Genomic DNA, 21,799 nt, shown 5'->3' with positions numbered 1-21,799 from the left:
CCATGAGTGCTCGCAAACCCTATGTCCGGGAGATGAAGGCCGACTGGTGGCTGAAGAAGCAACCCTACCGCTTCTACATGCTGCGGGAAGCCACGGTGCTGCCCCTGACCTTTTTCAGCCTCTGCCTGCTGGCCGGGCTGTGGAGCCTGGGTCGAGGCCCGGAGGCCTGGGCAGGCTGGCTGGCCTTTATGGCCAGCCCCCTGGTGATAGTGCTGAATCTGCTGGCCCTGGCCGGCAGCCTGTTCCACGCCGCCACCTTCTTTCTGATGATGCCCCAGGTGATGCCGGTGAAGCTCAAGGGCGAACGGCTGCCGGCGGTGAAGGCGGCGGCGGCGCAATGGGCGCTGACCGCCGCCATCAGCCTGTTCTGCCTGCTGTGGTTTTTAAGCTAAATACCGCTTCTGAAAAGTAAATTCATTATCGGCAGCGACCGGGTGCTGCTAAGCAGACCCTTCGCGCCAGGGATGGCGCGGCGGAGCCCCCAGGGATGGGTTTACGGCGTGTCTGTGTGCAGCACACGGTCGATGTGGCCTGATTAGGACAACGACTTAGGAGTCGACATGAAACCCATCAATCCCCATCCCCGCCGTTCGGAAGAGCCCATCTGGTGGAGCCTGTTCGGCGCCGGCGGCAGCTGGTTCGCCATGATCACCCCCATCACGGTACTGCTGGTGGGCGTACTGGTGCCGCTGGGGCTGCTGAGCCCGGACTACCTGAGTTTCGAGCGGGTACATGGCTTCGCCAGCCACTGGATCGGCGCCCTGTTCATCCTGGGCTCCGTCATACTGCCCCTGTGGCATGCCATGCACCGCATCCATCACGGTACCCACGATCTGCGGCTGCAGCTGGGGGTCATGGGCAAGATACTCTGTTACGGCTTCGCCGCCCTAGTGTCCTTGCTGGCCATTATCCTGGCTCTGGGGCTGTAGCCGGCTCACATATCGTTGATAAAGGACTTGTCCAGCTGCTTGAAGGCCAGGTTGAGGGTTTCCCCCAGCTCGTAGTAGCGGGGCCGGGATACCGGCTCCTTGGCCTTGATGCCGGCGGCGGCAATCTTCTCGTGCAGTTGCCAGTACCAGTTCACCAGGGTCGGCGGCAACAGGGTGTCGGCCCGCTTGCCGAGCCAGTACAGCCCCTGCAGCGGCAGGCTGGCCAGAAAGAGCACCGAGGCCACCACGCTGGGCCAGTATTGCGGAGCACCGAACTGGAATTGGATCAACAGACTCAGGGTCACCAGCACCGGCATGGTGCGCATGCCCAGGCTGGTGGCGGCGATCACCCGGTATTCGGGAAACAGCGCCGCCAGTCGCCGCTCCCTTGGCCATATGCTCAGGTAGGCCTTGCCTCTGTGCAAGGTGGTGGTGAAGATGCCCATACTGCCTCCCGGGACTGGCCACGCCATTCTGTTGGTAAATTACAACGCATTCATCCAAATCAAAAAAACACGCTAATTTTCTGTTATTTTATGACAAAAAAAAGGTATTATCTTGCCCTAAATCGACCCGGTCAGACCGGTGAAGTCAGGGATGGTAACGGCGTAATCTCCGCTTGGGAATGCGTCTAACCTTAAGGATAGAGTTTAACCGACATTTATTGCCCGGAAATCGCCTCCGGACAGCAAGATTTTCGTAACCCCTGACGAAAAGGTTCCATACATGACTAGCAAGCTGGTACTCGTCCTCAACTGCGGCAGCTCCTCGCTCAAATTCGCCATCCTCGACGCCGAAACCGGCGATGAACGCCTCTCCGGCCTGGCCGAGTGCTTCTACCTGCCCGAAGCCCGCATCAAGTGGAAACTCGACGGCGAAAAGGGCAACGCCGAGCTGGGCGCCGGTGCCGCCCACCAGCAGGCCCTGGACTTTATCGTGGCCAACCTGCTCAACCCCAGCCCCGAGCTGCTGCAGGGCCTGGTGGCCATCGGCCATCGGGTGGTGCACGGCGGCGAGCAGTTCACCCGTTCCGTGCTGATCGACGAAACGGTGATCAAGGGCATCGAAGACTGCGCCAGCCTGGCGCCGCTGCACAACCCGGCCCACCTGGTGGGCATCGCCTCGGCACGCAAGTCCTTCCCCGCGCTGCCCCAGGTGGCGGTGTTCGACACCGCTTTCCACCAGACCATGCCCGAACAGGCTTATCTGTACGCCATTCCCTACCACCTGTACCGGGAACACGGCATCCGCCGCTACGGCATGCACGGCACCAGCCACTATTTCATTGCCCAGGAAGCCGCCAGGATGCTGGACAAGCCGGTGGCCGAGCTGAACATCATCAGCTGCCACCTGGGCAACGGCGCCTCGGTCTGCGCCATCAAGAACGGCGAGTCGGTGGACACCTCCATGGGCCTGACCCCGCTCGAGGGCCTGGTGATGGGCACCCGCAGCGGCGACATCGATCCGGCCATCATCTTCCACCTGCACGACGTGCTGGGTTACAGCACCGACCGCATCAACACCCTGCTGACCAAGGAATCCGGCCTGCTGGGCCTGACCGAAAACACCAGCGATTGCCGCTTCGCGGAAGACAACTACCACCGCCTGCCGGAAGCCAAACGGGCCCTGGACATCTTCTGCTATCGCTTGGCCAAGTACATCGCCGGCTACAGCTGTGCCCTGGACGGCCGCCTGGACGGTGTCGTCTTCACCGGCGGCATCGGCGAGAACTCCGCCCTGGTGCGGGAACTGACCCTGTCCTACCTGGGGCTGCTTGGCTTCAAACTGGACGCGGACGCCAACCTGGCCGCCCGTTTCGGCAAGGCCGGCCGCATCACCGCCGAGGGCAGCACTCCTGCCTGGGTGCTGCCGACCAACGAAGAATGGGTGATCGCCCAGGACGCGCTGGCCCTCAGCCGTCAACAGTAAGGGGGACATCATGGCCAGAACCATAATGCTCATTCCCGTCAGCAGCGGTGTCGGGGCCACCTCGGTCAGCCTCGGCATGGTGCGCGCCATGGAGCGCAACGGGGTCAATATCAGCTTCTTCAAGCCGGTGTCCCAACCGCGCACCCGGCGCAAGGGCCAGGATCATTCCAGCGCGGTGATCGCCAATGGCTCCAATATCACACCGCCTGAGCCCTTCGCCCTGAGTTATGCCGAAAGCATGATCTCCGCCGGCAACCTGGACGTGCTGCTGGAAGAGATCGTCGCCCGCTTCGAAAAGCACGTGAAGGACAGCGGCGCCGAGGTGGTGGTGGTGGAAGGCCTGATCCCCACCGACAAGCAGCCCTTCGCCAACCGCATCAACTATGACGTGGCCAAGGCGCTGGACGCGGACATGGTGTTCATCACCCAGCCCGGCAGCGACAGCAGCCAGCAGTTGAAAGAGCGGCTGGAGCTGGCCTGCGCCAACTTCGGCGGTGTGGTCAACAAGCGCATCGTCGGCTGCATCATCAACAAGGTGGGCGCACCGGTCGATGACCAGGGCAATACCCGCCCCGATCTGACCGAAATGTTCAGCCCCCACGCCAAGGGCGAGCATGTCTCCCCCAACCTGGAAGTACTGCAGGTATTCGGCAAGACCCCGCTGCGCATCCTCGGCTGCATTCCCTGGAACACCCCGCTGGTGGCGCCACGGGCGGTGGATCTGGCCCGTCACCTCAGCGCGACCATCATCAACGAGGGCGAGCTGAACAGCCGCCGCCTGCAGAGCGTGACCTTCTGCGCCCGCGCCATCCACAACATGGTGGAGCACTTCCGCCCGGGCAGCCTGCTGGTGGCCTCCGGCGACCGCTCCGACGTTATCGTCTCCGTCTGCCTGGCGGCCATGAACGGGGTCAAGATCGGCGCCCTGCTGCTCACCGGCAGCTATCATCCGGAGCCGCAGATCATGGCCCTGTGCCAGCGCGCCATCGAGACCGGCCTGCCGATCCTGATGGTCAACACCAACACCTGGCAGACCGCGGTCAGCCTGCAGCACTTCAACCTGGAGATCCCGGTGGACGATCTGGGCCGGATCGAACTGGTGCAGGACTATGTGGCCGGCCATATCGACAAGCACTGGATCGAGTCGCTCAGCGCCAAGTCGGCCCGCAGCCGCCGCCTGAGCCCGCCCGCCTTCCGCTACCAGCTCACCGAGCTGGCCCGCCGTGCCGCCAAGCGCATCGTGCTGCCGGAAGGCGAGGAGCCGCGTACCATCAAGGCCGCCGCCATCTGCGCCGAGCGGGGCATCGCCCGGCCGGTGCTGCTCGGCAACCACGACGCCATCATGCGGGTGGCCGCCCAGCAGGGGGTGGTGCTGGATGAACGGGTGGAAATCGTGGATCCGGTACAGGTGCGCGGCAACTATGTGGAACGCCTGGTGGAACTGCGCAAGTCCAAGGGCATCACCGAGGTGGTGGCCCAGGAGCAGCTCGAGGACAACGTGGTGCTGGGCACCATGATGCTGGAGCGCAACGAGGTGGACGGCCTGGTGTCCGGCGCCATCCACACCACCGCCAACACCATAAGGCCACCGCTGCAGATCATCAAGACCGCCCCCGGCAGTTCGCTGGTGTCCTCGGTGTTCTTTATGCTGCTGCCGGATCAGGTGCTGGTGTACGGCGACTGCGCCATCAACCCGGATCCCACCGCCGAGCAACTGGCGGAAATCGCCATCCAGTCCGCCGAGTCGGCCCAGGCCTTCGGCATAGAGCCGCGGGTGGCGATGATCTCCTATTCCACCGGCACCTCCGGCACCGGCGCCGACGTGGACAAGGTGCGCGAGGCCACCCGTCTCGCCAAGGACAAACGCCCGGATCTGGTGATCGACGGCCCGCTGCAGTACGACGCCGCCATCATGGAGAACGTGGCCAAGTCCAAGGCCCCCAACTCGCCGGTGGCGGGCAAGGCGACGGTGTTCATCTTCCCGGATCTGAACACCGGCAACACCACCTACAAGGCGGTGCAGCGTTCGGCCGAGCTGGTGTCCATCGGCCCCATGCTGCAGGGCATGCGCAAGCCGGTGAACGATCTGTCCCGGGGCGCCCTGGTCGACGACATCGTCTACACCATCGCCCTCACCGCCATCCAGGCGGCCCAGCAGGCGGCCAAGAGCCACGGCTGAGCCTCGCCGCCCCTCTCTACGCCGCCCTCTCCGGGCGGCGTTTTCTTTATGTCATCCGGCTCGGCGGCGCCGTCCCCCTCAAGAAATAAAAACCTTTTCCTTATCGTGAAAACTGGTAACTTAGCCTTAACTTTCACAGAAGGAGATAAACCATGTCCGCAGTGACCTTCCAAGGCAATCCCGTGGCCGTTTCCGGCCAGTTTCCCCAGGCCGGCCAGGCCGCACCCGACTTTATCCTGACCGGTGCCGATCTCACCGATATCCGCCTGGCCGACTTCAAGGGCCAGAAGCTGCTGCTCAATATCTTCCCCAGCATCGATACCGGTGTCTGTGCCACCAGCGTGCGTACCTTCAACGAAAAGGCCGCCGCCCTGGCCAACACCAAGGTACTGTGCGTCTCCATGGACCTGCCCTTCGCCGCCAGCCGCTTCTGTGCCGCCGAAGGTGTCGAGAATGTGCAGGTGGCCTCGGCCTTCCGTCACCCGGAATTCCTGGGCGCCTACGGCGTGGCCCTGAGTGACGGCGCCCTGCGCGGCCTGTCCGCCCGCGCCGTGGTGTGCATCGATGAGCAAGGCCAGGTGGTGTATGGCGAGCGCGTGGCCGAACTGACCGACGAGCCCGCCTATGACGCAGCCATCGCGGCCCTGTCCTGATCCTGCCGGATCCCTGCCCGATCCGTTTTTTGTTTTAATATCAAGAAACTAGCTTAACTCCCCGGGGTAATCTACAGACTTACTCACAGTTTATGTGGATAACCCCGGTATTGCTCTGCCGCCATTCCTCTCATCGTCCCCCCTCAGAAGTCGTGGGTTATATCCGTAAGGCTCTGTTATTCTGAAGAAGTATTTTCCATCAGGCTAGGTGCGGCCTGGGCACGGAGGAGTGAGATTATGAAGATACTGCTGACCGGTGGTACCGGCTTTATCGGCCATCGTCTGATGAGCCACCTGCGGGGGCATCATCAGCTGGCCGTATTGAGTCGCTCGCCCAACAAGGTGTACCAGCGCCTGGGGCACGATGTCGAGGCCCTGGCTTCGCTGCAGGAGCTGGACAACCTCGATGCCTTCGATGCGGTGATCAACCTGGCCGGAGAGCCCATTGCCGACAAGCGCTGGAGCCAGGCCCAGAAAGACAGCATCTGCCAGAGCCGCTGGCAGCTGACCCGGCAACTGGTGGACAAGCTCAAGGCCGGCAAGCACCCCCCCAAGGTATTGATCAGCGGCTCGGCGGTGGGCTATTACGGCCGCCAGGGCGATACCCTGGTGGACGAAGACTCCCACCCCCATCCCGAGTTCAGCCATGAGGTCTGTGCCCGCTGGGAAGAGCTGGCCATGGCGGCCGTCAGCGAACAGACCCGGGTCTGCCTGATCCGCCTGGGTATGGTGCTGGGTGCCGAGGGCGGCGCCCTCAAGAAGATGTTGCCCGGCTACCGCCTGGGACTCGGTGGCCCGATCGGCTCCGGCAAGCAGTATATGTCCTGGATCCATATCGAGGATGTGGTGAACCTGCTCCTGTTCCTGCTGGAACATGAGGAGTGCAGCGGCGCCTTCAACGCCACCGCCCCGGAGCCGGTCACCAACGAGCAATTCAGCCGCAACCTGGCCCGGGTGCTGGGCAAACCCCATTTCGCCCGCATTCCGGCCTGGGCGATGAAACTGTTGCTCGGGGAGATGGCGGATCTGCTGCTGACCGGGCAGCGGGTGATGCCGGTGCGGCTGCAGCAGGCGGGGTTTCATTTTCGTTATCCCACCCTGGACAAGGCTCTGAAAGAAACCCTGGGTGCCATGCGCAACGCCTGAGCCCCTTATCGAAGGAGAAGAGATGCCCCCACCCCAGAGCCGACTGCGCAACACCGCCAAAGTAGTGGTCATACTGGTTTTGCTGTCCAGCCTGCTGGTGGGCTCCAGCCTGATATGGCAACACTCGCAGCAGGAGGTGAAGCAGCAGAAACTGGCCGCCATCGATATCGCCCGTTTCCATATCAACAGCCTGCAGGTCCAGCTGGAGCGTAACCTGTCCTCGGCCTATGCCCTGGCCGCCCTGATCAAGCAGGGTCAGGGCGATATCCAGGATTTCGGCGCGGTCGCCGGGCAGTTGCTGCCTTTTTATCCGCAGGTCAAGGCCCTGGCGCTGTCGCCCGGGGGTATCGTCACCAAGATCTATCCGCTGGCGGGCAATGAAGGCGCGCTCGGGCTCAATCAATTTACCCATCCGGCCCAGCGCAAGGAGGCGCGGCTGGCCAGGGACTCGCGCCGCCTGACCCTGACCGGGCCGGTCGAGCTGGCCCAGGGCGGCGTCGGGCTGATCGGCCGGCTGCCGGTGTTTATGGCCGAGGACGACGATACCTTCTGGGGCTTCGTCAGCGTGGTCATCCTGCTGTCGGATCTGCTGGCCGATACCGAGTTGCAGATGCTCGAGCAACGGGGTTATGCCTTCGAACTGTGGCGCCAGCTCCCGACTGCGAGTATCGATGACACTCGGCGACAAACGATTGCCCGTTCGGCCAAACCTCTGGACAACGATGCCATTACCGAATCCCTGGCCCTGCCCAACCACAGCTGGCAGCTCAGCCTGGCCCAGCCAGGGGGCTGGCGCGATACCCAGAGCCTGGCGCAACAACTCCTGGGTATCCTGGTGTTCAGCCTGATGCTGGCCTTTCTGGTCTATCTGCTGGCGCAGACGCGCTGGCAGGCCCGACGGCTGGAACTGCGAGTCGAGGCCCGTACCCGGGAGATCTCCGAGGCCAGAAACCAGCTGGAGGCCACCCTGGCCCGCCAGCAGTCGCTGATCACCGCCTCCAATACCGGCGCCTGGGAATACGACCGGAACACCGGAGAACTGAACGGCAGTGACGAGTATTTTTCCATGCTCGGCCTGGGCAAGCAGGCCCATGAACAGGGGCATGGCCGCCGCCTGATGACGGCCTGGGAAGATTTACTGCACCCGGAAGACAAGGCCCGCGCCCGGCAGGCATTTGCCGAGTACCTCGCCCGTGAAGAGGATACGCTGTACGAAAATCAGTTTCGCATGCGCCACGCCAACGGAAACTGGATATGGATACTGGCCCGGGGCCGAACCCTGCGGGACCGCAAAGGCCAGCCCACTCCCCTGACCGTGGGTACCCATATCGACATCACCCAGCAGATCAGGGACAAAGAGCAGATCCACTTCCTCGCCCATTTCGATCCCCTCACCGGCCTGCCCAACCGCAGCCTGCTGGTCGACCGCACCCGGCAGGCCATCCAGCTGGTCCGCCGAGAGCAGGGCTCCCTGGCCCTGCTGTTCCTGGATCTGGACAGGTTCAAGGGCATCAACGATTCCCTGGGGCACAACATCGGCGACAAACTGCTGGTTCAGGTGGCGGAGCGGCTCCGGCAGTTCTGCCGGGAAGAGGACACCATTTCCCGCTTCGGCGGTGACGAGTTCATCCTGGTGCTGCCACTGACCGATGCCGAAGGGGCCGCCCATTTTGCCCAGCGGCTGCTGGCGACCATGACAGCTCCCTTCGCGATCAAAAAGCATGATATCCGGCTTTCTGTGTCGCTGGGCATCGCCCTCTATCCCGATGACGGGCTGAACTTCAACGAACTGTATCATCACGCCGATATCGCTATGTACCAGGCCAAGGAGGCGGGACGAAACGGTTACCGCTTCTTTACCACCGAGATGCAGAGCCGCTACAGCCGCATGCTGCTGCTGGAAAACGGCTTGCGTCAGGCCATCGAACGTCAACAACTGAGCCTGGTATATCAGCCCCAGTTCACCCTGGCCGAGTACCGGCTCACCGGCTTTGAGGCTCTGCTGCGCTGGCAACATCCGGAGCTGGGCATGATATCGCCGGCGGAGTTTATTCCCATTGCCGAAAAGAACGGCTTTATCATGCCTCTGGGCGAGTGGGTACTGGCCACGGCCCTGCGGCAGCAGGCCCGCTGGCAACAACAGGGCTTGCCCGCAACACTGATGGGCGTCAACGTGTCGGCGGTACAGTTTCGCCATCCCAGGCTGGGCGAGCAGATCCGCATGCTGCTGGCGGCGACAGAAGTACCGGCGCAACAACTGGAGTTGGAGCTGACCGAAAGCGTGATGATGGACAACCCGCAGCGGACGGTGGCGGTCATGGAGCAGCTGAATCTGCTGGGTATTCACCTGGCACTGGATGACTTCGGCACCGGCTATTCGTCGCTCAGCTACCTGAAGCGCTTGCGCCTGGCGCGGCTGAAAATCGATCAGAGCTTCGTCCGCGACCTGCTGATCGATGAGGAAGACAGGACCATTATCGGGACTATCATCAGCCTGGCCCGTAACCTGGGGCTGCAGACCATCGCCGAGGGGGTGGAAAGCCGGGAACAGCTCGAGATGCTGCGGACCATGGGCTGCGACCAGGCCCAGGGCTACCACCTGGGTCGCCCCCTGAGCGCCGAACAGGCGACCGAGCTGCTGCTCGGTCGCCGTTCATTCCTGAGCTAACCCTGCTCCAGCTGGCGCAGCCGCTGGACCAGGGGCCCGCGCATGATGCCGCCGGCACGGCCGGTGAGCAGCAGCAGGGCCGCCCCCAGCAAGGGCAGGCCGAACCAGATACGGGGGTGGGGCTGCCAGGGCAGCTCCAACCACCAGGGCAGCAGCACCGCCACACACAGCTCCACCGCCAGCGCCGCCGCCAGGCCCGCCGCCAGCCCCGCCGCCAGCCATTCCCAGCGCAGCGAGGCCGTGATCAGCCGCTCGCCGGCGCCCAGGGTACGCAGCAGCACCAGCTCCCGCCGACGGCTTTCCAGGGTGGCCTCCACCTGGGCCAGCAGCACCAGCAGGCTGGCGCCGGTCACCAGCGCCATGATCACCAGCAAGGCTTGGCCGACCTGGGCCAGCACCTGGCGCAGTTGATCGAGCAGGGCCTCCACGTCGAACACCGTGATGGTGGGGAAGGCGCGGATCAGCTCCACCTCCAGGGCCCGCTGCGCCGGCGGCAGGTAAAAGCTCGCCAGCCAGGTGGCCGGGTACTCCGCCAGCACGTCGGGGCTGAAGATAAGATAAAAGTTGGGCTTCATGCTGTCCCAGTCCACTTCGCGGATATTGCGCACCTGTGCCGACACCTGCTGGCCGGCCAGATCCAGGGTCAGACGGTCGCCAACCGACAGCGCCAGCCGCTCGGCCAGGCCCGACTCCACCGAGACCCCGCCGGGGGCGGCCGACCACTGGCCGCGCAGGATGCGGTTGCCCTCGGGCAACTGCTCGCCGAAGGTCAGGTTGAGCTCCCGGCCCAGGCCGCCGCCCCGCTCGCTGTCCACATCCGGCGCCGCCGGGGCGCCGTTGACCTCGGTCAGGCGGCCGCGCACTATGGGGTAGAACAGGGAGCTGTCCAGCCCGGCCTGCTGCAGCCGCTCCCGGATCGGCTCCCGCTCCTCGGCGGCGATATTGATCAGGAAGCGGTTGGGGGTATCCGGCGGCAGCCGGGCCAGAAAACCGTCCACCAGTTCGCCGCGCACCACCCACAGCAGGGTGCCGAGGAAGAGCGCCAGGGCCACGCCGCCGAACTGCACCAGGGTCGCCAAGCGCGCCCGTTGCAGGCGGCTGACCGCCAGCCGGAAGGCGATGCCGCCACCGCTGCTGCGGGCCAGGGCCAGCAGCAGCCAGCACAGGCCGCCGAGCAGTCCCCCCAGGGCCGTCAGCCCCAGCAGCAGCCCCACCGCCAGCCCCGGGCTGCCGGCGAACAGCCAGCTCAGGCCGAAGGTGCCCGCCAGCAGTATGCCGGCGCTCCACCAGGGGGAGATGCGGGCCTCGGCCTCGTTGCGCAACACCCGCAGGGGCGGTACCCGCAACAGCCGCAGCAGAGGCACCACCGACAGCATCAGGGTAGTGAGCAGCGCCAGCCCCGCCGCCACCACGAAGGGCATGACGGAGGGCGGCGGCAGCGGAATATCGAGCACCTCCCCCAGGCTGAGCAGGATAAGCCGGTGCAAGCCGTAGCCGGCCAGGGCACCCAGGCTGGCCCCCAGCAGCAACAGGCCGGCCAGCAGCCGGCCGAGCCAGCCCAGCAGCTGCCGGCGCCCGGCGCCCAGGGTCTTGAGCAGGGCGATACGGTCCTGCTCCCGGCGGGAGAAATAGCCGAGGGCGATGGCCATGGCCAGGATGCCGAGCAGCACCCCGGTGAGCGACGCCAGCCGGAAGAACTGCTCGGCCCGGCTGATGGAGCGGGCCACCGGGGTATCGGCGTCGTCCGGGCCGCGCCAGCGCTGGCCCTGCTGCAACTGCGGTCGCAGCCAGTCGGCGTAGGCCTGCAGCCCGGGATCCTCGCCCTTGAACAGGTAGCGGTAACGGGCCCGGCTGCCTTCCATAAAGATGCCGGTGGCGGCCACATCGTCCAGATGGATCAGCGCGCGCGGCGCCAGCAGGAAGGGGGAGAAGCCCTCGTCCGGCTCCTTCACCAGCTCCCCCGCCACCTCGAGCTCGATATTGCCGAGCTCGACCTTGTCGCCTGGTTGCAGTTGCAGCAGGGCCAGGAGGCGGGCGGACAGCCAGATGGTGCCCGGCCGTACCCGGCCGGCGGGGTTCAGCTGGAGTTCACCGTAAAACGGAAAGGCGTCGTCCACCGCCCGGACGCTGGCCAGCTGCAGCTCGTCGTTGGCGAACAGTACGCTCTGGAACGACTGGGTGCGGGACACCTCCAACCCATGCCGTTCCGCTTCCTGCAGCCATTCATCCCGGGCCGGTCGGCTGCCGGTGAGGATACGATCGGCGGCGATATAGTCCCGCCCCGACACCTTGAGCGCGCTGTTGAGGCGGTCCGCCACCAGGGTCACGCTGAGGATGCTGGCCACGCACAGGGCCAGGGCCAGCACGAACAGCCGGAGCGGTCCCCGCCCCGCCTCGCGCCAGATCAGGCGCCAGCTAAGACTCTGCATGCTGCTCCTCCAGGCGACCGGCGGTCATCAGCAGGCGCCGCTCGCAGCGACCGGCCAGGGCCTCGTCGTGGGTGACGATCACCAGGGTGGTGCCGTGCTCCCGGTTCAGGCGAAACAGCAGCTCGATGATCTGGGCACCGGTGTGGTGATCCAGGTTGCCGGTGGGCTCGTCCGCCAGCAAGATGTCCGGCTCGGTCATAAAGGCGCGGGCGATGGCCACCCGCTGCTGCTCGCCGCCGGACAACTGGCTGGGAAAGTGGTGCACCCGCTCGGCCAGCCCGACCTGGGCCAGCAGTTGCAGGGCCCGTTCCCGGCAACGGCTGCCGCCCTGCAACTCGGCGGGCAGCATAACGTTCTCCAGGGCGGTGAGGGTGGGCAGCAGCAGGAAGGACTGGAACACGAAGCCGATATGGCGGGCGCGCAGCCGGGCCCGCTGTTCTTCGTCCAGGGCGGCCAGTGAACGGCCGCCGATTTCGATGTCGCCCTCGCTGGCGATGTCCAGGCCGGCCAGCAGCCCGAGCAGGGTGGACTTGCCGGAGCCGGACGCCCCCACCAGGGCCAGGCTCTGCCCGGGCTTGACTTCCAGCCCTATCCCCTGAAGGATGGTCAGTGATGTGTCGCCCAGGCCGACCCTGTGGGTCAGGCCGGCCACCCTGATGATCGGAGAAGAAGTTGTCATGCCTCGTATCCTTTTGACGATACTGCTGTTGGTGTCATCCGTCGCCCATGCTAACACCGTTCTTATTCTCGGCGACAGCCTCAGCGCCGGTTACCGGATGAATGCCGACCAGGCCTGGCCCCGGCTGCTGGCCGAGCAATGGCACCGGGAAGGACGCAATGTGGAACTGGTGAACGCCAGCGTCAGCGGCGATACCACCCAGGGCGGCCTGCAACGGCTGCCGCCCCTGTTGGAACGCCACCAGCCCAGCCTGGTGGTGCTGGAGCTGGGCGGCAACGACGGCCTGCGCGGGCTGCCACCGCCGCTGATCGAGCGCAACCTCGACACCATGATAGCGCTCGCCGGTCAGGCCGGCGCCCGGGTGGTACTGACCGAAATCCGCCTGCCGCCCAACTACGGCCGCCGCTATCTGGAGCAGTTCGAGGGCATCTTCGGCACGCTGGCCGAACGGCACGAATTGCCGTTGCTGCCCTTCTTCGTGGCCCCGCTGCTCGGCGAGAACGGCATGATGATGGACGACGGCATCCATCCCACCGCCGAGGCCCAACCGCTGATCGCCCGCCAGGTGCACGCCTTCCTGACCCCCTACCTGGAGCCCTGACCGAGGGAACAGGCCAGGGTCTTGCTGATCTCGCCGAAGCCGAGCCCGCTCTGGCGGCGCCACTCGTTGAAGGCCGCCTGGGCCTGCTGCCTGCCCTTGCGGCTGCCTAAGCCTGCGTCGACCACCCGGTGGTTGACCAGGTAGGCAGTGACATCGGGGGTGAAGATAAAGGTGTCCACCCCCAGCCGGCGCAGGCCGTAGGCGGCGATGTTGCCCCCCAGCAAGCGGCCGCGCCCCTTGATCTCCTGCCAGAGCCCCACCCGGTCCGCCTCCGGCCAGCTGGCCACGAAGGCACCGAAGCCGCCGTAGGGCCGCCCCAGCTCCAGCACCATGCGGGCATTGACCGGTACGGCGGCAATTTTCTTCGCATGGCGCACTATGGTGGCGTCGTTGTTGAGCCGTTCCAGGTGATGATCGTCGAGCAGCAGCATCTTCTCCGGCGCGAAGCCGAAAAAGGCCCGCTCGAAATCGGGCCACTTCTGGCGGATCACCTCCCAGACGAAGCCAGACTGGAACAGGCTCATGGTGAAGGAGGACAACCAGCGGTCGTCGGGAATCGCCGCCAGCTGGTCGGGCGTACAGCACGGGGTGGCGATACGCTGCCGGAGCGCGGCCTCGCCGCCGTGGCGGGCGCAGGCCCGGGCGAAGATATCGGCGAACGCCTCCATAAAACCAGCCTCGTTTGAGTTTTTTCCATTGTGCGTGGCGGCGGCGAAAAAGGCCAGGGCCGGAGGGACCACGGAAAAGCAAAAAGCCGCTGCATCTCTGCAGCGGCTTTCTGTTTGGTGGACCCAGGCGGAATCGAACGGGGCAACCTTTGTCGCCGACCTCATTCATTCCACTCTCATCACCGACTAAAGTTGGTGGAGCTAGGCGGGATCGAACCGCCGACCTCTTGCATGCCATGCAAGCGCTCTCCCAGCTGAGCTATAGCCCCGAATTCGGGTTCAGATTGTTTTGGTGGAGCTAGGCGGGATCGAACCGCCGACCTCTTGCATGCCATGCAAGCGCTCTCCCAGCTGAGCTATAGCCCCAAAACAATGCTGTTTTACTGGTTTTTTCTGCCGCCTGGTGGATCTAGGCGGAATCGAACGGGGCAACCTTTGTCGCCGACCTCATTCATTTCCACTGTAACCACCGACCAAATTTGGTGGAGCTAGGCGGGATCGAACCGCCGACCTCTTGCATGCCATGCAAGCGCTCTCCCAGCTGAGCTATAGCCCCATTTGGCAGAAATGACTTAAGGGGTTACCAAGAAATCTTGGTGGAGCTAGGCGGGATCGAACCGCCGACCTCTTGCATGCCATGCAAGCGCTCTCCCAGCTGAGCTATAGCCCCGCTTAAGTCTCTCGGGGACCTTGTCCCTGCGAGCGAGGCGCATAATAGGCAGGGGGCACTTTAGTGTCAACCACAAAATAAAAAAAGCCGTTCAACCAGTCATTTTTTGAGCGATGGAGGCTGGAAGCCGGAAGCGTAATAAAAAACGGCGCCGTCTCAAGGCGCCGTTTGTTTTTCTTCTGGCTTACAACTTAAGGCTTTGAGCTGTTTTATCCTTGGGTCCGTTCGGCGATAAAGGCCAGGGCCATGTCGATGCGTGCCAGTACCTTGTCCTGGCCGAGCAGCGCCATGACGCCGTCGATGGCCGGCGACTGGCCCACGCCGGTGACCGCCACCCGCAGCGGCATGCCCACCTTGCCCATGCCCAGCTCCAGCTCGGCGGCGGTGGCGTTGATCACCTCGTGGATGGCGCCGGCCCGCCAGTCGGCCAGCTCCGCCAGCCTGGTGCGGGCCAGGGCCAGGGGCTCGGCCGCCACCGGGCGCAGGTGCTTCTTGGCCGCGCCCTCCTCGAAGGCGGCGAAATCCTCGAACAGGTAGCGGCTCTGGGCCGCCAGCTCCTTCAGGGTCTGGCAGCGTTCGGCATACAGGCTCACCACCTCGGCCAGGGCCGGCCCCTGGCCGAAGTCGATGCCCTGATCGCGCATATGCCATGCCAGGTGGCCCGCCACTTCCTCGGCCGGCAGGGTCTTGATGTAGTGCTGGTTCAGCCACAGCAGCTTGTCGGTATTGAAGGCGGAAGCCGACTTGCTGATGGCGTCGAGGGAGAACAGGGACACCATCTCCTCCAGGGAGAAGATCTCCTGGTCGCCGTTGGACCAGCCCAGCCGCACCAGATAGTTGAGCAGGGCCTGGGGCAGGTAGCCGTCGTCCCGGTACTGCATCACGCTGACGGCACCGTGGCGCTTGGACAGCTTGGCGCCGTCGTCGCCCAGGATCATGGACACATGGGCGAACTCGGGCACGGGCGCGCCCAGGGCGTGGTAGATGTTGATCTGGCGCGGGGTGTTGTTGATGTGGTCCTCGCCGCGCACCACATGGGTGATGGCCATGTCCCAGTCGTCCACCACCACGCAGAAGTTGTAGGTGGGGGCACCATCGCTGCGGCGGATGATCAGGTCGTCCATCTCCCGGTTGGCGATCTCGATATGGCCGCGCACATGGTCCTCGAACACCACGGCGCCGTCGGTCGGGTTCTTGAAACGGATCACATGGGGCGTGCCGGCGGGGTGTTCATGGTCGCCATGGCGGCAGGTGCCATCGTAGCGGGGCTTTTCGCCGCTGGCCATCTGCTGTTCGCGCAGGGCTTCCAGCCGCTCCCTGGAGCAGTAGCAGCGGTAGGCCTTGCCCTCGGCCAGCAGCCGGTCGATCAGCTCGTTGTAACGGTCAAAACGCCGGGTCTGGTAGTAGGGACCCTCGTCCCAGCCCAGGCCCAGCCAGTCCATGCCCTCGAGAATGGCATCGATGGCCTCCTGGGTGGAACGTTCCAGATCGGTGTCTTCGATACGCAGGACAAACTCGCCCTGGTGATGGCGGGCGTAGAGCCAGGAGTACAGAGCCGTGCGTGCGCCGCCGACATGGAGGAAACCGGTGGGGCTGGGAGCAAACCGCGTTTTAACTGTCATTTTTCTGCCTTAAGCTGGTGAAAAGCCCAAACGAGCCTGAAACGTTATAAGTGGCGACCATTTTAGCACCCGGCCGGGGCGGGTTAAACGCTTTGTCGAAGCGGGCCGGGATGGTGGCCGGAGACGGGCGGGACAAAAGCGGACAAGACTGAAAAAGGGCCTTATCCGCCGCTTGTCGGGCGAGCGGCCCAGGGATACACTTGTGCCCGCGAGGGCCTATACATGACCAGACGAAGACCAGTCACCAAACGTAATACGCCGGAATCGTTCGGCACCAAATTGAACCAGCTGACCCTGCCGGCACGGCAAGGGGTGGGCAGGGCCTTGTCGGCACTGCGCCAGTTGCCCCAGGCACACCGCACCGGCCTGATGGTGCTGGTGCCGCTGTGGCTGCTGCTGCTGATTTGGCAACCGGCGCCGCCCCCTCCCCGGGGGCCGGTGACCGGCACGCTCAGCCTTGCCCTGGAGCCGTCCCTGACCCGGGAGATACCGGTGCCCGAGGGCGGCCGGCGCATCGACCATACCCTGGGCCAGGGGGATACCCTGGCAGCCCTGTTCCGCCAGTGGCAGTTGCCGGGCCAGGACCTGATCGCCCTGGTGCGGGCCGAGCCCTCCTACAAGCCGCTCAGCAACCTGCGCGCCGGCCAGGACATGACCCTGGTGATCAGCGCCGACGGCCGGCTGCACTACCTGGAGGTACGGGACAAGGGCCTGACCCTGAACGCCTTCCGCCGCATGGGCCAGGACTTTACCACCGTTACCACCCCCTGAGATAACCAAAGGGGCTGCCAGGCCCCTCTCCATCAGGGCTGCCAGCCGTGCTCGGCCAGCAGCACCAGCAGTGCTGCCTCATCCATCACCGGCACGCCCAGCTCCTGGGCCTTGACCAGCTTGGAGCCGGCCGCTTCGCCCGCCACCACCCAACTGGTCTTGGCCGATACCGAGCCGGCCACCTTGGCGCCCAGGGCCTGCAGCGCCGCCTTGGCATCGTTGCGCGACAGCTGGCCGAGGGTGCCGGTCAGCACGAAGGTCTGGCCCGCCAGGGGCTGGGCGGCGACAGGCACGGCCTCGATCGCCGGCCAGTTCAGGCCGCAGCCGCCCTGCTCCCTTGGCGCCACCAGCGCCTGCACGACTTCCTGGTTATGGGGCTGCCGGAAAAAATAGTAGATGTGTTTGGCCACCACCTCGCCCACATCCGGCACCGCCAGCAGCGTTTCCACCTCGGCCTGCATCACCGATTCCAGCGCCCGGAAGTGCTGTGCCAGGTTGCTGGCGGTGGCCTCCCCCACTTCGCGGATACCCAGCGCATACAGGAAGCGTGACAAGGTCGTGTGGCGCGCCTTGTCCAGCGCCGCCAGCAGATTGGTCGCGGACTTCTCGCCCATGCGCTCCAGGCCGGCCAGGGTGGCATGGTCCAGGTGAAACAAATCCGCCGGCGTCTTTACCTTTTCCTGATCCACCAGTTGCTCCACCAGTTTGGTGCCCAGCCCTTCGATATCCAATGCCTTGCGGGAGGCGAAGTGGCGGATGGCTTCCTTGCGCTGAGCGGCGCAGAACAGGCCACCGGTGCAGCGGGCCACCGCCTCGCCCTCGATTCGCTCTATCTCGGCGTCACAGACCGGGCAATGATCGGGGAACTCGATGGCCTGGGCGTCCGCCGGGCGCCGCTCCAGCACCACCGCCACCACCTGGGGGATCACATCCCCGGCCCGGCGCACTATCACCGTATCCCCTTCCATCACCCCCAGCCGGGCTATCTCGTCGGCGTTGTGCAGGGTGGCGTTGGACACCATCACTCCGGCCACCGGCACCGGCTCCAGCTTGGCCACCGGGGTGATGGCACCGGTGCGTCCCACCTGGAACTCCACCTTCAGCAGCCGGGTCAGCTCTTCCTGGGCCGGAAACTTGTGGGCGCAGGCCCAACGCGGTGCTCGGGCCACGAAGCCCAGCCGCTGCTGCAGGGCCAGCTCATCGACCTTGTAGACCACGCCGTCGATTTCATAAGGCAGTGACTCCCGACGCGCCAGGATATCGTCATGGAAGGCTTGGCAACCGGCCTTGCCCTGCACCCGCTTGATCTCGGGACACACCGGCAGACCCCACTGTTTTAATCGTTGCAGGCTGTCGAAGTGACGCCCGGCCAGGGGCTCGCCTTCCACCAAACCGACGCCGTAGCAGTAAAAGGCCAGCGGCCGCCGGGCGGTGATGCGGGAGTCGAGCTGGCGCAGGCTGCCGGCGGCGGCATTGCGCGGGTTAGCGAAAATCTTGCCGCCCTCGGCCCGCGCCGCCTGGTTCATGTTCTCGAAACCGGCCCTGGGCATGTACACCTCGCCGCGCACCTCGAGACGGACCGGCCAGCCCTCGCCTTTCAGCTTCAGCGGCACGGCGCGAATGGTGCGCACATTTTCGGTAATGCCCTCGCCGGTGCTGCCGTCGCCGCGGGTGGCGGCCTGCACCAGCCGTCCCTGCTCATACACCAGGCTGACCGCCAGGCCGTCGAGCTTGGGCTCGCAGCAGAAATCGAGCGGCTCGGCCCTGCCCAGCCGGTCCATCACCCGCTTTTCGAAGGCGGCCAGTTCCTCGTCGCTGAACACGTTGTCGAGCGACAGCATCGGCAGCGCGTGGCGCACCTCGGGAAAGGCGGACACCGGTGCCCCGCCCACCTTCTGGCTGGGGGAGTCCGGATCCAGCAGCTCGGGGTGGGCCTGCTCCAGCGCCACCAGCTCCCGCATCAGCCGGTCGTACTCGGCGTCGGGCACGCTGGGGGCATCTTCCACATAGTACTGGTAGTTGTAGCTATCGAGTTGCTCGCGCAGGGCAAGGATTCGGGCTTTGGCATCACTCATGGCATATTCCGCTCAAACAAAAAGTGCGGCCCCTGGCCGCACTTTGACATCACAATAGGGTTATCGGGCCTGGCTGTCGTAATCTCTCAGCTGTTCACGGCAATGGGCCAGATAGTCCGGACTGAGCGGGGAGCGCTCGCCGTCAAACAGCAGGGCATCCAGCTCCTCCGCCAGGTTCTCGGCGGTTTGCACCATCAGGTTGAAATGGTTCTTGGCCATGCCGGGCTTGGGCAGTTGCATGAATATCGATACCCCCGGCGTACTGAACCCGGTCATGGCGCCGGGATTGAAGGTGCCCGGCTTGACCATGTTGATCAGGCTGAACAATACCTCCCCCTGGCCGCCGGGAGCCTGGTGACGGTGAAAGATGTTCATGTCGCCAAAACAGAAGCCGGAACCGGTCAGGGCCCGGATCAGGCTGTTACCGGCCAGCACCTGGTTGGGCCGGGCCATCAGGTTGATCACATAAACATCCTGCCAGGTCTTGGGCACTTCCCGCCGAACCGGTGCCGGCTCGACCATCGGCTCGACCATCGGCTCGGCCGCAGGAACCGGCTCCGGTTCGACGACGGTTTCGGCCTCGGGCGGCACGGACGCCGGCGCATCAAACAGCGGGTCGATTTCTCCCTGCTGGTACCGGCGCTCACGCTGCTGCTGTTCAACCTGGTCGTGTACGGGACGGGCGGTCGTCACTGGCGGCGCCACCGGCGGGGGGGCTTGTTCGCGGACTGCGGCAGCCTTGGCCGGGGGCAGGCCCAGGCTGGGTTCACCCTCATCATCGTCGTCATCGTTGATTGCAGAGAAACGCGGGGCTGCCTGCCAGTCATCCTCGTCTTCATCCTTGCGGCGGGAGGGCTCGCCCTTGCGTGAGCCGACCACCCTGACCTTGCCGATCCCATCGGGGTCAAAGCCGTCGCTTTCCGCCGGCTCAGTCGCCATTTTGCCTAGCGGCTTTTCACGCATCGGTTTCTGGCGTCCTTTCTGGCTGGTCCACAAGCCGTGGATCAGCAAGGCGGCAATGGCCACCGCGCCCAGGATGATCAAGATAATTCGCAAATCCTGCATTATCGCTTCTCTAAAATTTTTGCTTATGTTCAGCCATAGCCGACGCAAGCGAGAATCCAATTACGTGGGTCGGGACACTCCCAAAGACACCGACAAGGGTATGTTTACCATGCGGGTTTGACAAGAGTCATCTCCGTCCTTAGCGGATAAAATACCCGTTTTTCACACTGTTATCCGCTCCTCAGCAAGAAAATAGCCACCGATGCTACCAGTACCCGGGCAAGACGTTCAAAAAACGCCCAAGGAATGGGTGACTCGGGAGTACGACAGGACGTTTCGCTTGCCCTTTCACGGCTTGGCACATACCGGTACGCCCTCTAGAATGGGGCATTTTTCATCGGGAGCCGTTATGCCCACTGTTTACCATGCCACCAGTGGCCCGGGTTATCTGCTCAAAGGGTGGGCACTGATGTGGGAGCGAGACCTCCGGCTGTTCGTGCTGATCCCGCTGGCGGTGAACCTGGTGCTGTTTGGTGGGGCTTGCTATGTGCTCTATATCCAGCTTGAGCAGCTGTTTACCTGGCTGGGGCAAGCAATGCCCCATTATCTGCAATGGCTGAGTTATATACTCTGGCCCTTGGCGGTGCTCACCATAGTGGTGCTGTTCTCGCTGACGTTCACCAGTATTGCCAATATGCTGGCGGCGCCGTTCAATGGTCTGCTGGCCGAGCGGGTGGAACAGAAACTGACCGGTGTTGCCCAGGACGACGGCGGCTGGCTCGGACTTCTCCGGGACACGCCCCGCATGCTGGGACGGGAGTGGCGTAAACTGGCCTATTATGTGCCGAGAGCCATCGGCTGCCTGCTGCTGTTCCTGGTGCCGGCCTTCGGCCAAACATTGGCGCCGGTGATCTGGTTTGCCTTCAGCGCCTGGATGATGACCATCCAGTACTGCGACTATCCGTTCGATAACCACAAGATCGACTTTCGCCTGATGCGCCGGGCGCTGGCAGAGAAAAGGCCACTGACCTGGGGCTTCGGCGCCAGCGTCACCCTGTGCTCCAGCCTGCCCTTTGTCAACCTGCTGATCATGCCGCTGGCGGTGTGCGGTGCCACCGCCCTGTGGGTGGATCACTATCCCCAGCTGCGTACCGGGCCGGTATCGAGATGAACAAAATCGGAGCTAGGGTAGTAGCCGACACCGCCGACGCCGAGCTGGCGGGCAGCCTTGTTGACCTCGACCAGGGACACACCGGGCAGGCGCAGATCGACGGCCTGGCCCAGCATATGGTAGCTTTTTTTGGCCACTCCCTTGCTCTGCCGCCGCAGCATGGCATTGGTCAGAGGGGAACGATACCCGGAGATGATCTGAATTTCACCTTGCCTGCCCAGCCGGAGCTGCAACAGGAACAGCTGATCGAACAGTTTAGGATCGATGGGAAAGGCTTCGTTACGGCGAATATCGCGCATTACCCGGCTGAATGAGCTAAGGCCATCCTCGAGATAATTCCCTTCTTCCCAGAAGCTGGCCGTCACCTGTTCACCCGTATGCAGGTTGTGCAGACTCAGTTTGCGTACCGGAGCGGATAAACTGGCCTGTGCCGAAACCGGCAGCCACGAGGCAACCCCTAGCCCGCCCAATCCCAGCAAAAAACGGCGACGATCCATACCAGATCCCGGCATACTACCTCCTTGAAAACCGCAGGGGTGCGTCGCCGATGTCCAAAGAGCCTATTATCCCGGCGCAACCGGTATTGCGTTTGCCTGTCAGGGAT

Annotated in this window: 18 protein-coding genes and 4 tRNA genes; 10 read left to right on the top strand and 12 right to left on the bottom strand. The window is 64.3% G+C overall.

Features of this window, described 5'->3' with window-relative positions; genetic code table 11:
- Positions 1-2: 2 nt before the first annotated feature.
- Positions 3-392, top strand: coding sequence for a fumarate reductase subunit FrdC (gene frdC, locus JKV55_RS17825; protein ID WP_202088220.1), 390 nt, complete (start codon positions 3-5; stop codon positions 390-392).
- A 168-nt stretch (positions 393-560) separates the two neighbouring features.
- Positions 561-929 (top strand): fumarate reductase subunit FrdD, encoded by a 369-nt coding sequence (frdD, locus tag JKV55_RS17820; RefSeq protein ID WP_202088218.1) that lies wholly within the window; start codon positions 561-563, stop codon positions 927-929.
- 5 nt (positions 930-934) lie between these two features.
- Here frdD and yfbV read toward each other — a convergent pair whose 3' ends face one another.
- The gene (gene yfbV, locus JKV55_RS17815; protein WP_202088217.1) at positions 935-1,375 is read right to left on the bottom strand and encodes a terminus macrodomain insulation protein YfbV; all 441 of its coding nucleotides are present in this window, start codon (positions 1,373-1,375) and stop codon (positions 935-937) included.
- Between the two features lie 280 nt (positions 1,376-1,655).
- On the opposite strand from yfbV, the gene JKV55_RS17810 reads away from it, so the two are divergent.
- The 5 genes from JKV55_RS17810 (at position 1,656) to JKV55_RS17790 (ending at position 9,504) form a co-directional block, all read left to right on the top strand.
- Positions 1,656-2,858: an acetate kinase gene (locus JKV55_RS17810; protein ID WP_202088215.1), complete on the top strand. Its 1,203-nt coding sequence runs from the start codon at positions 1,656-1,658 to the stop codon at positions 2,856-2,858.
- 10 nt (positions 2,859-2,868) lie between these two features.
- Positions 2,869-5,037, top strand: a complete 2,169-nt coding sequence (pta, locus tag JKV55_RS17805) for a phosphate acetyltransferase (protein ID WP_202088213.1) — start codon at positions 2,869-2,871, stop codon at positions 5,035-5,037.
- Between the two features lie 152 nt (positions 5,038-5,189).
- The gene (tpx, locus tag JKV55_RS17800) at positions 5,190-5,690 is read left to right on the top strand and encodes a thiol peroxidase (RefSeq protein WP_202088212.1); all 501 of its coding nucleotides are present in this window, start codon (positions 5,190-5,192) and stop codon (positions 5,688-5,690) included.
- A gap of 237 nt (positions 5,691-5,927) precedes the next feature.
- The gene (locus JKV55_RS17795; RefSeq protein ID WP_202088211.1) at positions 5,928-6,836 is read left to right on the top strand and encodes a TIGR01777 family oxidoreductase; all 909 of its coding nucleotides are present in this window, start codon (positions 5,928-5,930) and stop codon (positions 6,834-6,836) included.
- A 22-nt stretch (positions 6,837-6,858) separates the two neighbouring features.
- Positions 6,859-9,504 (top strand): bifunctional diguanylate cyclase/phosphodiesterase, encoded by a 2,646-nt coding sequence (locus JKV55_RS17790; protein ID WP_202088210.1) that lies wholly within the window; start codon positions 6,859-6,861, stop codon positions 9,502-9,504.
- On the opposite strand, the gene JKV55_RS17785 is transcribed toward JKV55_RS17790, so the two are convergent.
- Together JKV55_RS17785 and JKV55_RS17780 are read right to left on the bottom strand one after the other, a co-directional pair.
- Positions 9,501-11,933, bottom strand: coding sequence for an ABC transporter permease (locus tag JKV55_RS17785; protein WP_202088209.1), 2,433 nt, complete (start codon positions 11,931-11,933; stop codon positions 9,501-9,503). The genes JKV55_RS17790 and JKV55_RS17785 overlap by 4 nt on opposite strands.
- Positions 11,920-12,612 (bottom strand): ABC transporter ATP-binding protein, encoded by a 693-nt coding sequence (locus JKV55_RS17780; protein WP_202088208.1) that lies wholly within the window; start codon positions 12,610-12,612, stop codon positions 11,920-11,922. Before JKV55_RS17780 ends, JKV55_RS17785 begins: the two co-directional genes overlap by 14 nt.
- Here JKV55_RS17780 and JKV55_RS17775 point away from each other — a divergent pair.
- Positions 12,611-13,213 carry an arylesterase gene (locus tag JKV55_RS17775; RefSeq protein ID WP_202088207.1) on the top strand — a complete coding sequence of 201 codons (603 nt, stop codon included), beginning with the start codon at positions 12,611-12,613 and terminating at the stop codon, positions 13,211-13,213. The two genes, JKV55_RS17780 and JKV55_RS17775, sit on opposite strands and share 2 nt — an antisense overlap.
- Here the strand turns inward: JKV55_RS17775 and JKV55_RS17770 are convergent.
- From JKV55_RS17770 to gltX, 6 genes are all read right to left on the bottom strand, one after another.
- On the bottom strand, positions 13,198-13,881 hold the full coding sequence (locus JKV55_RS17770) for a DNA-3-methyladenine glycosylase I (RefSeq protein WP_202088206.1): 684 nt from the start codon (positions 13,879-13,881) through the stop codon (positions 13,198-13,200). The genes JKV55_RS17775 and JKV55_RS17770 overlap by 16 nt on opposite strands.
- Before the next feature lie 193 nt (positions 13,882-14,074).
- A tRNA-Ala gene (locus JKV55_RS17765) sits at positions 14,075-14,150 on the bottom strand.
- Positions 14,151-14,171: 21 nt separating this feature from the next.
- A tRNA-Ala gene (locus tag JKV55_RS17760) sits at positions 14,172-14,247 on the bottom strand.
- 114 nt (positions 14,248-14,361) lie between these two features.
- Positions 14,362-14,437: transfer RNA gene (locus JKV55_RS17755), tRNA-Ala, on the bottom strand.
- A gap of 38 nt (positions 14,438-14,475) precedes the next feature.
- Positions 14,476-14,551, bottom strand: a tRNA-Ala gene (locus JKV55_RS17750).
- A gap of 209 nt (positions 14,552-14,760) precedes the next feature.
- Positions 14,761-16,173: a glutamate--tRNA ligase gene (gene gltX / locus JKV55_RS17745; RefSeq protein WP_202088205.1), complete on the bottom strand. Its 1,413-nt coding sequence runs from the start codon at positions 16,171-16,173 to the stop codon at positions 14,761-14,763.
- Between the two features lie 222 nt (positions 16,174-16,395).
- On the opposite strand from gltX, the gene JKV55_RS17740 reads away from it, so the two are divergent.
- Positions 16,396-16,944, top strand: a complete 549-nt coding sequence (locus JKV55_RS17740; protein ID WP_202088204.1) for a LysM-like peptidoglycan-binding domain-containing protein — start codon at positions 16,396-16,398, stop codon at positions 16,942-16,944.
- 32 nt (positions 16,945-16,976) lie between these two features.
- On the opposite strand, the gene ligA is transcribed toward JKV55_RS17740, so the two are convergent.
- Entirely contained in the window at positions 16,977-19,019 is a 2,043-nt protein-coding gene (ligA, locus tag JKV55_RS17735; protein ID WP_202088203.1) for an NAD-dependent DNA ligase LigA, read from the bottom strand.
- Between the two features lie 60 nt (positions 19,020-19,079).
- Complete coding sequence (zipA, locus tag JKV55_RS17730; RefSeq protein ID WP_202088202.1) at positions 19,080-20,084, bottom strand: cell division protein ZipA; 1,005 nt, start codon at positions 20,082-20,084, stop codon at positions 19,080-19,082.
- A 349-nt stretch (positions 20,085-20,433) separates the two neighbouring features.
- On the opposite strand from zipA, the gene cysZ reads away from it, so the two are divergent.
- Complete coding sequence (gene cysZ, locus JKV55_RS17725; RefSeq protein ID WP_202088201.1) at positions 20,434-21,195, top strand: sulfate transporter CysZ; 762 nt, start codon at positions 20,434-20,436, stop codon at positions 21,193-21,195.
- Here cysZ and mepK read toward each other — a convergent pair.
- On the bottom strand, positions 21,159-21,692 hold the full coding sequence (gene mepK / locus JKV55_RS17720) for a peptidoglycan L,D-endopeptidase MepK (RefSeq protein WP_237332985.1): 534 nt from the start codon (positions 21,690-21,692) through the stop codon (positions 21,159-21,161). The genes cysZ and mepK overlap by 37 nt on opposite strands.
- Positions 21,693-21,799 lie beyond the last annotated feature (107 nt).

The sequence above is a fragment of the Zobellella iuensis genome, assembly GCF_016746085.1.
In the GTDB taxonomy this organism is placed as follows: domain Bacteria; phylum Pseudomonadota; class Gammaproteobacteria; order Enterobacterales; family Aeromonadaceae; genus Oceanimonas; species Oceanimonas iuensis.
Note: the sequence above shows the minus strand (reverse complement) of the source record. Positions and strands in the feature narration are given on the sequence as shown.